At 70.7% G+C, this 15,345-nt stretch carries 12 protein-coding genes; 9 read left to right on the top strand and 3 right to left on the bottom strand.

Annotation, left to right across the window (positions count from 1 at the left end):
• The first annotated feature begins 30 nt into the window (after positions 1–30).
• The gene (locus HNR00_RS13660; RefSeq protein WP_183570174.1) at positions 31–597 is read left to right on the top strand and encodes a hypothetical protein; all 567 of its coding nucleotides are present in this window, start codon (positions 31–33) and stop codon (positions 595–597) included.
• The gene (locus HNR00_RS13655; protein ID WP_183570172.1) at positions 594–1,067 is read left to right on the top strand and encodes a hypothetical protein; all 474 of its coding nucleotides are present in this window, start codon (positions 594–596) and stop codon (positions 1,065–1,067) included. Before HNR00_RS13660 ends, HNR00_RS13655 begins: the two co-directional genes overlap by 4 nt.
• Here the strand turns inward: HNR00_RS13655 and HNR00_RS13650 are convergent.
• On the bottom strand, positions 1,028–1,759 hold the full coding sequence (locus HNR00_RS13650) for an MBL fold metallo-hydrolase (protein ID WP_183570170.1): 732 nt from the start codon (positions 1,757–1,759) through the stop codon (positions 1,028–1,030). The genes HNR00_RS13655 and HNR00_RS13650 overlap by 40 nt on opposite strands.
• Positions 1,760–2,113: 354 nt before the next feature.
• Here HNR00_RS13650 and HNR00_RS13645 point away from each other — a divergent pair, with 354 nt between their 5' ends.
• From HNR00_RS13645 to HNR00_RS13635, 3 genes are all read left to right on the top strand, one after another.
• Positions 2,114–2,671 carry a DUF4337 domain-containing protein gene (locus HNR00_RS13645; protein ID WP_183570168.1) on the top strand — a complete coding sequence of 186 codons (558 nt, stop codon included), beginning with the start codon at positions 2,114–2,116 and terminating at the stop codon, positions 2,669–2,671.
• A 155-nt stretch (positions 2,672–2,826) separates the two neighbouring features.
• The gene (locus HNR00_RS13640; RefSeq protein WP_183570166.1) at positions 2,827–3,990 is read left to right on the top strand and encodes a helix-turn-helix transcriptional regulator; all 1,164 of its coding nucleotides are present in this window, start codon (positions 2,827–2,829) and stop codon (positions 3,988–3,990) included.
• Between the two features lie 189 nt (positions 3,991–4,179).
• Entirely contained in the window at positions 4,180–5,562 is a 1,383-nt protein-coding gene (locus tag HNR00_RS13635; protein WP_183570164.1) for a class II 3-deoxy-7-phosphoheptulonate synthase, read from the top strand.
• Between the two features lie 245 nt (positions 5,563–5,807).
• Here HNR00_RS13635 and HNR00_RS13630 read toward each other — a convergent pair whose 3' ends face one another.
• Entirely contained in the window at positions 5,808–6,761 is a 954-nt protein-coding gene (locus tag HNR00_RS13630; protein ID WP_183570162.1) for a GlxA family transcriptional regulator, read from the bottom strand.
• Between the two features lie 275 nt (positions 6,762–7,036).
• Here HNR00_RS13630 and HNR00_RS13625 point away from each other — a divergent pair, with 275 nt between their 5' ends.
• The 4 genes from HNR00_RS13625 to HNR00_RS13610 all read left to right on the top strand — a co-directional run bounded on the left by HNR00_RS13625 (position 7,037) and on the right by HNR00_RS13610 (position 12,523).
• Entirely contained in the window at positions 7,037–8,287 is a 1,251-nt protein-coding gene (locus HNR00_RS13625) for a sarcosine oxidase subunit beta family protein (RefSeq protein ID WP_183570160.1), read from the top strand.
• 184 nt (positions 8,288–8,471) lie between these two features.
• Positions 8,472–8,792, top strand: coding sequence for a sarcosine oxidase subunit delta (locus tag HNR00_RS13620; protein WP_183570158.1), 321 nt, complete (start codon positions 8,472–8,474; stop codon positions 8,790–8,792).
• Positions 8,782–11,919 carry a sarcosine oxidase subunit alpha family protein gene (locus HNR00_RS13615; protein ID WP_183570156.1) on the top strand — a complete coding sequence of 1,046 codons (3,138 nt, stop codon included), beginning with the start codon at positions 8,782–8,784 and terminating at the stop codon, positions 11,917–11,919. Before HNR00_RS13620 ends, HNR00_RS13615 begins: the two co-directional genes overlap by 11 nt.
• Complete coding sequence (locus tag HNR00_RS13610) at positions 11,912–12,523, top strand: sarcosine oxidase subunit gamma (RefSeq protein ID WP_183570154.1); 612 nt, start codon at positions 11,912–11,914, stop codon at positions 12,521–12,523. The genes HNR00_RS13615 and HNR00_RS13610 overlap by 8 nt, the downstream gene beginning before the upstream one ends.
• A gap of 222 nt (positions 12,524–12,745) precedes the next feature.
• Here the strand turns inward: HNR00_RS13610 and HNR00_RS13605 are convergent, their stop codons facing one another.
• Positions 12,746–14,830 carry a carbohydrate porin gene (locus tag HNR00_RS13605; protein WP_376770385.1) on the bottom strand — a complete coding sequence of 695 codons (2,085 nt, stop codon included), beginning with the start codon at positions 14,828–14,830 and terminating at the stop codon, positions 12,746–12,748.
• Positions 14,831–15,345 lie beyond the last annotated feature (515 nt).

The raw sequence follows: 15,345 nt of genomic DNA, 5'->3' as shown, positions 1-15,345 counted from the left end.
GCCTCTCCGCCCCGCGGTTAGGGTGCCGGCATGGCGCCCGCCCTCGACCGCGACCGCATCCTCCAGGCCTTCGAGGCGCTCGGTGCCGATCTCGCCGAGCGGGGATTGCTGATCGAGATCGCCGTCTACGGCGGCGGCGCCCTGATGCTGCAATTCGCGTGGCGGCGCGGCACCGACGACATCGACGCCGTGGTCCGCGAGGGCTTCGACGAGGCGGCGTTGGCGCCTTCCGTTCGGCGCGTCGCCGAGCGGATGGGTCTGCCCGCGGACTGGCTCAACGACGCGGTGGGCATGTACACGCCGCTCGACGAGGACGAGGGGCTGTTTCTCGCTGCCGGCAGCTATCCCGCCGACGGCACGCCGGGCCTGCGCACGGTGCTGGCCAAGCCGGACTACCTGCTCGCGATGAAGCTGCAGGCGCTACAGACCTTCGACCGCGGCGACCGCGACCTGAACGATGCGGCGGCGCTCGCGAAGCATCTCGGCATCGCCGACGAGGCGGCTCTGCACGCGCTCTACCGCTCGATCTACGACGAAGCGCCCCCGGAGGAAGCGGGCCTGCGCTTCAAGGCCGTGCTCCGAGAGCCGAACGCATGAGGCCCGCCAGCCTGCGCGAAGTGGTCGAGCGCGCCCGCGGGGACGGCGACTGGGACCATCACCTCCAGAACTTCCTCGACGCCTTCTATGCCCTCGACGGCGATCGCGCGGCGCAGGTGGCGATGATCGCCGAGGAGCCCGGATTTCTCGACGAGGCCCGGCCCGACGCCTTCCTCGGCGGCGTCGGCGAGCACCTCGCCCGGCGCTGGCGCCTGCCGTTCATCCCGTCATGGGTGCGCGACGAGCGGCGCTATCTCTCGACCGCGATGTTCTGCCCGGACGAGCGGAATCTGCGCGGCTACCTGCTCTGCGTCAGTCCCGTGGCGTTCCGGGTCCGCCTGATTTTCACCGGGCCGGACCCGCTCCAGCGGGCGCGGTTTCCCTATCACCGCGGGGTGGTGCGCTACCCGCTGAACCTCCCGCCGGAGCCTCAGAACACCACGGTCAGCCCGTCCTCCGCCGCGATGTAGCCGTCGGGCTCGCGGGCGATCATCTCCGGGCTCATGTGGGTGAGCATCAGCCGCTTCGGGGCGATCTCGGGCAGGCGCGCCCGCAGTCTCGCCCAGTCGAGGTGGAACTTGACCGGGCGCTCCGCGGTGTAGCCCTCGGCGATCATCAGGTCGGCGCCCCGGCCCGCTGGGATGATCGCCTCCACCCACTCGGTGTCGCCGGTATAGGTCACGACCTTGCCGTCCACCGTGAGCCGCAACGCCTGTGCCGGCGCGCCGGAGGGATGGCGCATGGGGAAGGCCTCGGCCCGCACGCCGCCGGCCTCGACCGGATGTTCGGGCTCGATCTCGACGATCTCGACGGCAAAGCGCCGCTCGGCGGTCGAGGAGCCGGGAAACAGCACCTCCATCGCCGCGGGCAGCCGCGTGCGGAGGCCGGGCGGGCCGACGATGGTCAGCGTCTCGGTGCGACCGCTCACGAGCTGCCCGTCGAGGATCAGCCAGGGCAGGCCGCCGAAATGGTCGCCGTGGAGATGGGTGACGAACACCGCGCGGATGCCGTTCGGATCGACGCCGAAGCGGCGGATCGCGATGAGGGCCGAGGCGCCGCAATCGATCAGGACGGCGCCGTTGCGTCCCTCGACGTGGAAGCAGGTGTGGAAGCGCCCGCCCGAGCCGAAGGCGTCGCCGCAGCCGAGGACTTGGAGGCGCATGTTTTTCTCCCTGGCCTCACAGCCTATTCCATCGGTTCATCCCACCCAAACTCCCTCATCCTGAGGTGCTGCGCAGCAGCCTCGAAGGAGGGCTCCAGCCAGCCGCGCGATCCCTGGAGCCCTCCTTCGAGGCTCCGCTTCGCTCCGCGCCTCAGGATGAGGGAGAGGATGGGACGCATCACGGCATCGAACCGGCTTTCGCAGACTGGCGGCGGCGACTGTCCCTCGCGCATCTCGGGCGTGGCCTCCACTCGGCAACGGCGGTGCCAGCGCTTTTTGGTTTGCGCTCGGCCCCAAGATCGGCTGTGACTCCGGGCTCGCGAATCCAAAGTCTGAAACGAGGGACGGAACGGCATGTCGGGTGGGCACGGAGCGGTCGAGACCTCGAACAAGCGCGTCGCGCTGCTGATCTCGGTGCTGGCCCTGTTCCTGGCCGGGGCCGAGACGCTGGCCAAGAGCGCGCAGACCGAGGCGCTCGGCGCCAATATCGAGGCCGCCAACCAGTGGGCCTATTTCCAGGCCCGCACCATCCGCGGCACCGTGCTGAAGACCGCCGACGAGGCCCTCGCCCTGCTGCCGCCGGGCGCCGACCCGGCCGCGCTCAAGGCCAAGCGCGACGAGTGGGCCGCCACCATGGCGCGCTGGGAATCCGACCCCGCCAAGGGCGAAGGCCGCAAGGAGCTGTCGGCCAAGGCGCAAGGTGCGGAGAAGCGGCGCGACCTCGCGCTGGAGCGCTATCACCATTACGAGCTGGCCTCGGCCGCGATCCAGATCGGCATCGTGCTGGCCTCGGCCGAGGTCATCACCGGCATCGCCGCGCTCGCCTTCGCGGGCGGCCTGCTCGGCGTGGTCGGTCTCGCGCTCGCGAGCTTCGGCCTGTTCGCGCCCCACGCCCTGCCGTTCTTCCACTGAAACCTTCGCTCTCGGACGGGTTATCGCGGGCCTTCCAGTTGCGGAGCTGGTCAAAACAGCCTTAAGTTCTTGTTATAGTGCGGCCTCTCTCGACTGAACCTGCGATGGCGCACGGGGTTTTCGCCGATAAGGTCCGGCCGAGTCCATCTCTCGCGATGAACGCTCCCCAGCCCCTCTTCCGCCCGGTCGTCCGCTCCTTCGCCCTCGGGGCGGAGGGCGCGGCGCCGATTCCCTCGGCGGAGACCGCGGCGCTGATCGACCGCATCTACGAGGCGGCGGCCGTGCCCGAGCTGTGGCGGGCGGTGCTCATCGACATCGCCCGCCTCGCCGGCGCGCCCGAGGCGGTGATGATCGTCTCGACCGGCACGCGGTTTCGCGACTGGGTGACGACCTCCCCGGATTTCGACGCGCTGGTCCTCGCCCATTTCGAGCGCTTCCCCGACAACATCCGCACCCGGCGCCTGCTGGAACTGCGCCATCCGGGCTTCCTCACCGATCTCGACGTGGTCTCGGAGGAGGAGATCGCCAGCGATCCACTCTACCAGGACTTCCTGATCCCGCGGGGCTACGGGGCCGGCACCGCCACGGCGGTGATGGTGCCGAGCGGCGACAGCGTCATCGTCCATTGCGAGCGTCCCGTGGCGCAGGGCCATTTCGGCGCCGACACGCTTGCCGCCCTCGACGAGCTGCGCCCGCACCTCGCCCGCGCCGCCCTGCTCTCGGCCCGGCTGGAGATGGAGCGGATCGTCACCACCACCCGGACGCTGGAACTGCTCGGCCTGCCCGCGGCGGTGCTCGGATCGGGCGGGCGGCTGCTGGCGGCCAACCCGTCGCTCGTCGCGCTGATGCCGCACACCCTGAGCGACCAGCCCTCGCGCCTCGCCGCGGCCGATCCGGCCGCCGACCGGTTGCTGCGCGAGGCGCTCGGCGGGCCGGGGCCGGCCGGGCCGGTCCCGGTGCGCTCCATCCCGATTCCGGCCCGCGGCGAGCGGCCCCCCGTGATCCTCCACCTCGTGCCGGTGCGGGGGGCGGCCCACGACGTGTTCACCCGCGCCCGCGCCGTGCTGGTGGCGACGCCCGTCGTCGCCCGCGAGGTGCCGAGCGCGGAGGTGGTGCAGGGCCTGTTCGACCTGACGCCCGCGGAATCGCGCCTCGCCGCCCTGATCGCCGCGGGCGACGCCCCGGTGTCGGCGGCGGCCAAGCTCGGCATCACCCCGAGCACCGCCCGCTCGGTGCTCAAGCGCGTCTTCCAGAAGACCGGCGTGTCGCGGCAGGCCGACCTCGTCGGGCTGCTGACCGGGACGGCGCTCACCGGATAGGGTGCGGCCCCCGGCCCCCGGCCCACGGTCATGGGGCGGCGCGGCGTCTCGCGGTCACCCGGTTTCCGGGAGGTGCGCGGCTGACGTTGCCAACTCGCCACTGACAAAAAACCACTCTATAAGCCGCGCTTCGCGCGAGGCGGGAGGGCCCGCGCGCTTCACCTTGTCGAGGTGAGCGGAGAGAGTGTCATGACCGAGCGGTGGACCCCCAAAACCTGGCGCACCCTGCCGATCCAGCAGGTGCCGTCCTATCCGGACGCGGATGCGCTCCAGGCCGTGGAGGCTCAGCTCGCGAGCTTTCCCCCGCTCGTGTTTGCCGGCGAGGCCCGCAAGCTGAAGGCGGCCCTGGCGCGCGTCTCGACCGGTGAGGCGTTCCTGCTGCAGGGCGGCGACTGCGCCGAGAGCTTCGACGAGCATTCGGCGGACAACATCCGCGACTTCTTCCGCGTGTTCCTGCAGATGGCGATGGTGCTCACCTTTGCCGGCGGTTCGCCCGTGGTGAAGGTCGGCCGCATCGCCGGGCAGTTCGCCAAGCCCCGCTCGTCGCCGACCGAGACGCTCGACGGCGTCGCGCTGCCGAGCTACCGCGGCGACATCATCAACGGCCTCACCTTCACGGAAGAGGCCCGCATTCCCGACCCGAAGCGCCAGATCGAGGCCTACCGGCAGTCGGCGGCGACGCTCAACCTCCTGCGCGCCTTCGCGACCGGCGGCTACGCCAACCTCGAGAACGCGCATCGCTGGATGCTGGGCTTCGTCAAGGACAGCCCGCAATCCTCGCGCTACCAGGACGTGGCCGGGCGGATGTCGGACGCGCTCGACTTCATGCGCGCCATCGGCATCAACCCGGAGACGCACCAGGAGGTGCGCACCACCGACTTCTACACCAGCCACGAGGCGCTGCTGCTCGGCTACGAGGAGGCGCTGACCCGCGTCGATTCGACGAGCGGCGACTGGTACGCCACCTCGGGCCACATGCTCTGGATCGGCGACCGCACCCGCCAGCCGGACCACGCCCACGTGGAATACGCTCGCGGCATCAAGAACCCGATCGGCCTGAAGTGCGGGCCGTCGACGACGCCCGAGGGGCTGATCCGCCTGATCGATCTCCTCAACCCGGAGAACGAGGCCGGCCGCCTCTCGCTGATCTGCCGCTTCGGCGCCGACAAGGTGGGCGACCACCTGCCGGCCCTGATCCGCACGGTCGAGCGCGAGGGCCGTTCGGTGGTGTGGGTGTGCGATCCGATGCACGGCAACACCATCGCGGCGGGCCGCTACAAGACGCGGCCCTTCGAGCGGGTGATGCAGGAGATCGAGGGCTTCTTCGGCGTCCACCGCGCGGAAGGCACGATCGCCGGCGGCATCCACCTGGAGATGACCGGCAAGGACGTGACCGAGTGCACCGGCGGCGCCCGCGCGCTGACGGCCGACGACCTTCAGGACCGCTACCACACCTATTGCGACCCGCGCCTCAACGCGGAGCAGGCGCTGGAAGTGGCGTTCCTCACGGCCGAGCTGGTCAAGCGCGAGCGCGCCGAGATCGAACACCCGCGCCTCGACGCGGCGGAATAATCGGCCGCGAAGGGTCAGGCTTCGCCTCTCCCCGCATGCGGGGAGAGGGTCGCGACGACCTCGTCGTCGTCGCGACAAGCGGTAGCGGGGGTGAGGGGGCTTCAACGGAAGAGGCTCATCCGGCACCGCCCCCTCACCTTCGGCTGCCGCCTCGCTTCAGCGACGACAAGGTCGCCGAAGCCCTCTCCCCGCATGGCGGGGCGAGGAGATGCGCGCTCGGCGAGAGCGCAACAGTTCATCCGCTTTTACTCGGCCTGCTGACGCCGCCTCCGCTCCGCCCGCGCCAATTCCTCCGCATTGAGAAACCCCGTCGCCGCCGCGATCTCGGCGGCCAGCATCGCGGTCTCGCGGCGCAGGCGATGCGCCTGATCGAGGCGCAGGCCCAGGTAATGCCGGTGCAGGCTCGTCCCGAGCCGCTCGCGAAACAGCCGCTCCAACTGCCGCACGCCGATCCGGGCGAGGTCGGCCAGAGCTTCGCGGCTGAGCGGGCTCTCAAGATTTTCCTCCATGGCGGCGAGCACGCGCAGGAGCCGCGGGTCGCGCAGGTCGAAGCGCTGGCGCAAAGCCATCCGCTGGGGGCTCAGGCCCTCGCGGATCTGGTTGTGCAGGAACCAGTCGGCGACGCCTGCGGCCAGCCCGGGGCCGTGGTCGCGGCCGATCCGGTCGAGCATCATGTCGAGCGCGGCGATGCCTCCCGAGCAGGTCATGCGGTCGGGGCCGACCTCGTAGAGGGCGCGCACCACCTCGACGCGGGGAAACCGCTCGCGGAAGGCCGGGATATGCTCCCAATGCAGGGTACAGCGCCGCCCGTCGAGGAGGCCGGCCCGCGCCAGCAGGTAGGGCCCGCCCGACAGCCCGCCGATCACCGTGCCGGGCCGCAAAGCCAGCCGCCGCAGCCACGCGAACAGGGCCGGGTCGTCGAAGTCCGACGGGTTGCCGCCCGCGCAGACGATCACCCAGTCCGCCCCCGGCGGCTCGGCGCCGATCGCGACATCGGGGGCCACGCTGAGGCCGTTCGAGGCGGCGACCGGCGCGTCAGTGGGGGCTGCGTGCCACCAGCGGTACAGGATGCGTCCCGACAGGGCGTTGGCCGCCCGCAGCGGCTCGACCGCCGCCGCGTAGGTCATCAGCGCGAAGTCCGGCACCAGCACGAAGCCGACGACCGTCGGTTCGGGGGCGAGGAGGGGAGCGGGGCACATTCCGCCGCGATCTGCCGAGAATGTGTCGTGATTTGCAAGGGGCGGGCGCCGCAGCGGGCGTATTGATCGCTTTGTGCCAAGGGGCGGTGGATTCACGTCGATCCCACCCACGCCCTCATCCTGAGGTGCCGCGTAAGCGGTCTCGAAGGAGGGCTCCAGGGATCGCGAGAGAACCGGAGCCCTCCTTCGAGGCCAAGCTGACGCTCGGCACCTCAGGATGAGGGGATTGGATGGGATCACCTCATCGCCACCGGCGATCCGAGAGGACGAACGCGATGCGCTATTCCCTCTTCAGCGTCCTCGGGCAGGCCCTGCGGGGTCAGCGGGACTGGAAGCCGCAATGGCGCGACGCGGCCCCTAGGTCAGAATACGACGTGATCATCGTCGGTGGCGGCGGGCACGGTCTGGCGACCGCCTATTACCTCGCCAAGGAGCACGGCCTCACCAACGTCGCCGTGCTGGAGAAGAGCCACATCGGCTCGGGCAATGTCGGCCGCAACACCACCATCGTGCGCTCGAACTATGGGCTCCCCGGCAACATCCCCTTCTACGAGCAGTCGATGAAGCTCTGGGAGGGGCTGGAGCAGGACATCAACTACAACGCCATGGTCAGCCAGCGCGGCGTGCTCAACCTCTACCACACCGACGCCCAGCGCGACGCTTACGCCCGGCGCGGCAACGCCATGCGCCTAGCCGGCATCGATTCCGAACTGCTCGACCGCGAGGGCGTGCGGGCCATGGTGCCGTTCATCGATTTCGACAACGCCCGCTTCCCGGTGAAGGGCGGCCTGTTGCAGCGCCGGGGCGGCACCGTGCGGCATGACGCGGTCGCCTGGGGCTATGCCCGCGCGGCCGACGCGCGCGGCGTCGACATCGTCCAGAACTGCGCGGTCACCGGCATCCGCCGCGAGAACGGGCGCGTCACCGGCGTCGAGACCAGCCGCGGCTTCATCGGCGCGAAGAAAATCGGCCTCTCCGTCGCTGGCTCCTCCTCGCTGCTCGCCGCCATGGTCGACATGCGGCTACCCATCGAGAGCCACGTGCTCCAGGCCTTCGTCAGCGAGGGGGTGAAACCCTTGATCGACTGCGTGATGACCTTCGGGGCCGGCCATTTCTACGTCAGCCAGTCGGACAAGGGCGGCCTCGTCTTCGGCGGCGACATCGACGGCTACAACTCCTATGCGAGCCGCGGCAACCTGCACACCATCGAGGACGTGATGGAGGGCGGCATGGCGCTGTGGCCGGGGCTCGGGCGCCTGCGGCTGCTGCGCCACTGGGGCGGCATCATGGACATGTCGATGGACGGCTCGCCCATCATCGACCGCACCGAGATCGGCGGCCTCTATCTCAACGCCGGCTGGTGCTACGGCGGCTTCAAGGCGACCCCGGCCGCGGGCTTCTGCTTCGCCCACACCATCGCCCGCGACGAGCCCCACCCGAACAGCGCCGCCTTCCGCCTCGACCGCTTCGCCACCGGCCGCCTCATCGACGAGAAGGGCATGGGCGCCCAGCCCAACCTGCACTGATATTTTCTCTCCCGCCCACCCCCCTCATCCTGAGGTGGCGGCGCGAAAGCGGCGCCCTCGAAGGAGGGCTCCAGAAGTCTCTGCGCTCCCTGGAGCCCTCCTTCGAGGCCGCTTCGCGGCACCTCAGGATGAGGGACAGGGTGGGATCGATCCCGGCAACGCCAACGAGGACGGACGAAGAGCCATGCGCATCCGATGCCCCTATTGCGGCGAGCGCGACAACGGCGAGTTCAGCTATCTCGGCGACGCCGCGCCCGTGCGCCCGGACGGGATGGAAGCCTCGCCGCAGGCCATGCACGACTACGTCTACCTGCGCGACAACCGCGCCGGGGAGATCCGCGAGCTCTGGTACCACGGCGCCGGCTGCCGCGCCTGGCTCGTCGTGACCCGCGACACCCGCACCCACGCCATCGGCGATGTCGCGCCCGCCCGCGACGTCGCCAAGGCCCGCACCGAAACGTCTCGCGCCGCCACGCCTGCCGGGAGCGCTTCCCATGCTCGATAAGACGCCGAACTTCCCTCCCCCCTCCGCGGGGGAGGGTGGCCCTCGCTTCAGCGAGGGTCGGGAGAGGGGAGCGCCCTTTCCGGAAACGTCGCCCCCTCACCCGCCCGCTCCGCGGGCACCCTCCCCCGCAAAGGGGGGAGGGTACGGTGCGGCCCAACCCTTCCGCCTTGCCTCCGGAGGCCTGATCGACCGTCGCCGCGCCCGCGACTTCACCTTCGACGGGCGGACGCTCACCGGCTACCACGGCGACACGCTGGCCTCGGCGCTGCTCGCCAACGGGGTGCGGCTGGTCGGGCGCTCGTTTAAATATCACCGGCCCCGCGGCATCCTCTCGGCGGGTTCGGAGGAGCCGAACGCCCTGGTCGAACTGCGCTCGGGCGCCCGGCGCGAGCCCAACACCCGCGCCACCATGGCCGAACTCTACGAGGGTCTGGAGGCGACGAGTCAGAACCGCTGGCCGTCGCTCAGCTTGGACGCGCTCTCGGTCAACGCGCTGCTCTCGCCGGTCTTCGCGGCGGGCTTCTACTACAAGACCTTCATGTGGCCGGCTTCCCTGTGGGAGAAGCTTTACGAGCCGATGATCCGCCGCGCGGCGGGCCTCGGCCGGGCCGCGAACGCGCCCGATCCCGACACCTACGAGCACGCCCACGCCCATTGCGACGTGCTCGTCATCGGCGGCGGCCCCGCCGGCCTGTCGGCGGCGCTCGCCGCCGGTCGCTCCGGCGCCCGCGTCATCCTCGTGGACGAGGATTTTGCGCTCGGCGGCCGGCTCTTGGCCGAGCGGCGCGAGATCGACGGCGTGAGCGGTCCCGAATGGGTCGCCCAAGCCGTCGCCGAACTGGAGAGTCTGCCCGAGGTGCGGCTCCTGTCCCGCACCACCCTGTTCGGCGTCTACGATCACGGCGCCTACGGCGCGGTCGAGCGCGTCTCCGACCACGTCGCGGTGCCGGCGCCCCATGCGCCGCGCCAGCGGTTGTGGCGGATCGTGGCCAAGCGCGCGGTGCTCGCCGCCGGCGCCATCGAGCGCCCGCACGTCTTCGGCGGCAACGACCGGCCCGGCGTGATGCTGGCCGGCGCGGCGCGGACCTATCTCAACCGCTACGGCGTGCTGCCCGGACACAGCCCGGCCGTCTTCACGTCGAGCGACGACGGCTGGCGCACGGTGGCCGACATCGCGGCCGCGGGCGGGCGCGTCGCCGCCGTGGTGGATTCCCGCCCCGACGTGCCGGTGGCGCTCCGCCGCATGGCCGAGGCCGCCGGCGCCCAGGTGGTGGCCGGCGGGCAGGTGGTCGGCACGCGCGGACACCTCGCCCTAAGGGGAATCGACGTGCGCGATTCCTACGGCGGCACGCTTCACGTGGCTTGCGATACGCTCGCCATGGCCAACGGCTGGAACCCGGTGGTCCACCTCGACTCGCACCTCTCCCGCCGCCCGGTCTGGTCGGAGGACATCCACGGCTTCGTGCCCGGCACATTGCCCACCGGCATGGTCGCGGCCGGCGCGGCGTCGGGCCGGCTGACGCTGGCGGAGGCTCTGGAAAGCGGCGCCCGCCTCGGCGCCGAGGCGGCGGAAGCCTGCGACTTCGCGGCGAAGGCGGTGCAGACGCCCCGCACCGATCCGGAATCGACCGCCCACACCCCGCTCTGGCGCGTCGCCAAGCCCAAGGGAAAAGCCTTCGTCGATTTCCAGAACGACGTGGCGGCCTCCGACGTGGAACTCGCCCACCGCGAGGGCTTCCGCGCCGTCGAACTGCTCAAGCGCTACACCACCCTCGGCATGGCGACCGACCAGGGCAAGACCTCGAACCTCGCCGGCCTGTCGATCATGGCCGAGCTGACCGGCCAGCCGATCCCGGCGGTGGGCACCACGGTGTTCCGCCCGCCCTTCACCCCCGTCGCCATCGGGGCGTTTGCCGGGCACCACCGCGGCAAGGAATTCCGCGCGACGCGGCACGTGCCGTCCCACGGGTGGGCCCAAGAGAACAACGCGCAGTTCCTGGAAACCGGGCTGTGGCTGCGCCCGGCCTATTTCCCGCGGGCCGGCGAGACCGATTGGCTCCAGACCGTGGTGCGCGAGGTCGAGACCGTGCGGAGCAAGGTGGGGCTCTGCGACGTCAGCACCTTCGGCAAGATCGACATCCAGGGCCGCGACGCGCTCGCCTTCATCGAGCGGGTCTGCGCCAACCCGTTCGGCACGTTGAAGGTGGGCCGCTCGCGCTACGCCCTGCTCCTGCGCGAGGACGGCTTCGTGCTCGACGACGGCACGGTCTCGCGGCTCTCCGACAACCACTTCGTCATGACGGCCTCGACGGCCAATGCCGCACGCGTGATGCAGCACCTCGAATTCTGCCGCCAGTGGCTCTGGCCGGAGCTCGACGTGCAGATGGTCTCGGTGAGCGAGCAATGGGCCCAATACGCGGTGGCGGGTCCCCGCTCCCGCGACGTGCTGAGGCGCATCGTCGATCCGGACTTCGACCTGTCGAACGAGGCGTTTCCGTTCCTGGGGGCGGCCGAGATCACCGTCGGCGGCGGCATCCCGGCCCGCCTGTTCCGCATCTCGTTCTCGGGCGAACGCGCCTACGAGATCGCGGTGCCGGCCGCCTACGGCGACGCGGCGTGGCGCGCCATCATGGCGGCGGGTCTGCCCTACGGCATCTGCCCCTACGGCGCCGAGGCGCTCTCGGTGATGCGCATCGAGAAGGGCCATGCGGCGGGTGCCGAGATCAACGGCCAGACCACGGCCCGCGATCTCGCCCTCGGCGGCATGCTCGCCAAGAAGAAGGACTATGTCGGCCGCCTGATGAAGGAGCGCCCGGCGCTGACCGACCCGGACCGGCCGATCCTCGTGGGCTTCCGCCCGGTCGATCCGAGCCAGCGCCTGCGGGCCGGCGCGCATTTTTTGGCGGTCGGCGCCGAACCGAGCCTCGTGGCGGACGAAGGGTATATGACCTCGATCGCGTTCTCGCCCGCGCTCGGCCACTGGATCGGGCTCGGCCTGATCCGCCGCGGAAACGAGCGCCACGGCGAGCGGGTGCGCGCCTACGATCCGGTGCGCGGCGGCGATGTCGAGGTCGAGATTGGCAACGCCGCCTTCGTGGACCCGGCGGGGGAGAGGATGCATGGCTGAGCACGCGACCCTCTGGCGGTCCCGCGGGGCCTGGGACCTCTACGCGCAACCCGGCCGCCACGGCCGGCGCGAGGGGCCGGCCGGCGTGACCGTCACCCCGCGCGAGGGGCTGGCGCTGGCGAGCGTCACCGCGGTGGACGGCGCCGAAGAGAAGCTCGCCGCGGAGATCCAGGCACGGCTCGGCCTGTCGCTGCCGGAGCCCGGCGCGGCCCTGTTCTCCGGCGAGACCGGCCTGATCTGGTCCGGCCCCGGCCAGTGGCTGGCTCTTGGGCCCGCCCGCGGCGATCTCGACGGGCTCGGTGCTGCGCTTCAGGGCGTCGCTGCGGTCGCCGACCAGAGCGACGGACGGGCGGTGCTGCGGCTCTCCGGCCCCGAAGCCCGTCGCGTGCTGGAGAAGGGCGTCTCGGTCGATCTGCACCCGCGCGCATTCGGGCCGGGCCGCACGGCGGTGACGGCGGTCGCGCATATCGGCGTGCAACTCTGGCAGCGCGACGACCGCCCGACCTACGAGATCGCCGTCGCCCGGAGCTTTGCCGGCAGCCTGTGGTCCTGGCTGGAAGAGGCCGCCGCCGAGTTCGGCTGCGAGGTGCAGGCGGGCGGCTGAGTCGGCATCCGATGGGTCCCGATTCGGCTCCCCGTCATCGCGAGGCGGAGCCGAAGCGATCCAGGGCGCGACCTGTCCCGAGAAGGCGAGACCGCGCCGACGAAACGGTCGCGCGACCCCTCCGGAGGGTGCGGAGCGCTGGATTGCTTCGGCTTCGCCTCGCAATGACGGAGGGAAGCAGAATCCGAGGCGACCAACCGGAAACCCTGGAAGAACCCGCCCCTAAAAATCCGTGTGCAGCCGCGTCCCGAAAAAGTCCGCCGGGCCGCGGTCGCGGTTGTAGGCCGGGTTCTCGACGTGCTGGTAGTTCAGGGACACGGTGACGGCCCTGGTCAGGTTCATCGCGTAATAGACTTCGACGGCCCGCTCCGGCGAATAGTTCAGGCGCCCGTCGCCGATCAGCAAGCCGAGGCCGCCCTGGGCGAAGTAGGCCTGATGCGCGCGGGAGATCATGTTCATCGAAGCACCCAGGCCCACCGTGTCCTGCGGCCGGCCCCAGGCCGCGCCCTTCAGCGAGAGGCCGCCGGAGACCGAGCCGTCGACGTCGGTGAAGGACAGGCTCTCGTTGCGCCCGTCATTGGCGCTGGCGCGGGCGAACAGGCCGAGATCGGCGGTGAGCGCCTGTTCGAGGTTGACGTAGAAGCCGGTCTTGCGCCGCGGCGCGCGGGTGGCGGCGACCGCATCGTTGATGTCGGCGAAGGCGCCGCCCTGCGTCAGCGCCACCACCTGCCGGAAGTCGGCGGTGTTGCCGACGTTCGAGAAGAAGCCGAGCCTCAGCTTGCCCGGCTGGCCGAGGACGGGCAGCGCGTAGCGCCCCTCGAACTCGATGTTGGTGCCGGCCCGCTCGAACACCCGCGGATCGAGCACGTCGGAGGAGGGTTGCTTCGGCACCTGGGTGTAGGCGGCCCGCACCGCGAACTCGGCGCGGTTGTACTCGACCATCACGCCTTGGGTGAAGCCGGGGAGGTTGGCCGGAAAGTCCCAGGCGGCCGAGGCCCACAGGCCCCAGTTCATGAAGTCAATGCGCGGGTCGTGGGCGTAGAGGTTGCCATCGAAGAAGTCGCCCAATGCGAACTTGCCGGCGATGACGGTGATGCGCTCGACGTCGCGGGTGCCACTGATCGAGTTCGGGCCGTCCGGCACTTCCTCGGTCTCGCCGCCCAGCCCGAAGGTCTGGCGCACGAAGTAGCGGTTCGAGCGCAGCTTCGGGAACGGGGCACCCGCCTTCTGCGCCTCGCCGTTGACGAAGCCGGCCACGCCCAGCGTGCGCGACAGCCCGAAACCCTGGCTGAATTCCGGGTTGTAGTAGAGCTCGGTCCCCTCCGCGAGCTTGAGGCCGAGGAAGAGCGTCGCCGTGGTGGTGGCCTGCGCCTGATCCGGCACGAGGCTCTGGGGCCCGCGATAGGGTGCGCGGAAACCGCTGACGCCCTGGTTCACGAACGTGGTCTGGCCGTGCAGCGAGAAGCGGGTGTCCTTCGGGATCTCGATGTCCTCGTCCTGCAGGGCGAGCGCCTGCGGATGCCAGGTGAGGCGGGCCATCATCTGGTTCGAGACGAAGGCGGTGCGGCTCGTCACCGGCCCGCCGTTCGCGCCGGGCAGCACGCCGAGATCGAAGCGGCGGCTCTCGCCGAGATCGCTGTAACGGTAGTCGATCCCGAGCGACCAATGCGGATGGACCGCGAACTGCACGCCGGCCCCCAGCGTGAAGCCGAGATAGGACACGTCGCGGGAGGCCGTGGCCGTCGGGCCGCCGGCGAAATCCGGATAGGTCGCCAGCACCCGCCCGTTGGCCGCCGCGAGGCCGGCGCTCGCGTAGATCAGGTTGTTGCCGAAGGCGTAGCCGAGGCGGCCGCGCAGCGTGCCGAATCCATCGGTCTTTTCGCGGATCAGGGCGAAGGGCGGGTCCAGCCCCTCATAGCCGAAGCCCGGCGCGTCGGAGCGCACGCCGCGCTTGAGGTTCGCGCCGACGAGGTCGGCCTCGACGCCGTAGACGAAGGCGCCGCTCTGCCAGTTCCAGCCGGCGAAGGCGCCGCCGACCACGGTGGTGGCGTCCGCCCCGAGATCGCGGCTGCCGGTGGAATCGCCCGTGTCGAAGGTCGGCACGCGCCGGGCCCCGACCGTGGTCGGCCCGAAATCGTAATTGCCGAAGGAGGCGCCCGCACTGCCCTGAAGGCCGAGATAGGGGCCGGACCAATCGATGAAGCCCGGCGCCGCAGGCCGCATGGCGAGGTCGGCCGCCTGCGCGTCGAACCCGATGACGGCCGCGAGGCAGGCCGCCCCGCATCCCAGCGCGCGTGTCGTCCGCACCCCGCAGCCCCCCTGCAAGCTTCACAGGCGAGGTACCAGATGCTCCCGCCGCCGTAATCCGCGGCGCATCGCGTCCCCATCGATTGATGGGGGACGGTTGCAGATGCGCCACGGCGGCAAAGAGCCGGATTCGTCCGACAGGACGATGACAGCCGACGAAGCGGTTTCGCGAAAAAACGGGAGTGCCCGCGAAATCGCACGGGAGACGCCACGCATGCGCGGCGCGGCCCCTTGCCGCGGTCAAGCTGTGCTGTAGGTAGGCGGTGCCTGGACCCCCATCAGGTTAGGCAACCGACTTGAAGGGCGCATCGGCGACGATGCGCCCGCTTTCGTTCCACATTGCGCCGTCATTCCGGGGCCGCGAAGCGGAACCCGGAATCCATCTGTGATGCACGGCTGAACGAAGCGTCGAGGCCAGTCGTGATGGGGTGGACGGCCCCCGACGGCATCGTGTGTGCCAGATTGAGGTCGTTGCAGATCTCAAGCGAGGAGGCCGTCCATGGAGCAGATTACCC

Source organism: Methylorubrum rhodinum (genome assembly GCF_014199935.1).
GTDB classification, from domain to species: Bacteria; Pseudomonadota; Alphaproteobacteria; order Rhizobiales; family Beijerinckiaceae; genus Methylobacterium; species Methylobacterium rhodinum.
The sequence above is the reverse complement of the archived record's forward strand: the minus strand, read 5'-3'. Positions and strand labels throughout refer to the sequence as shown.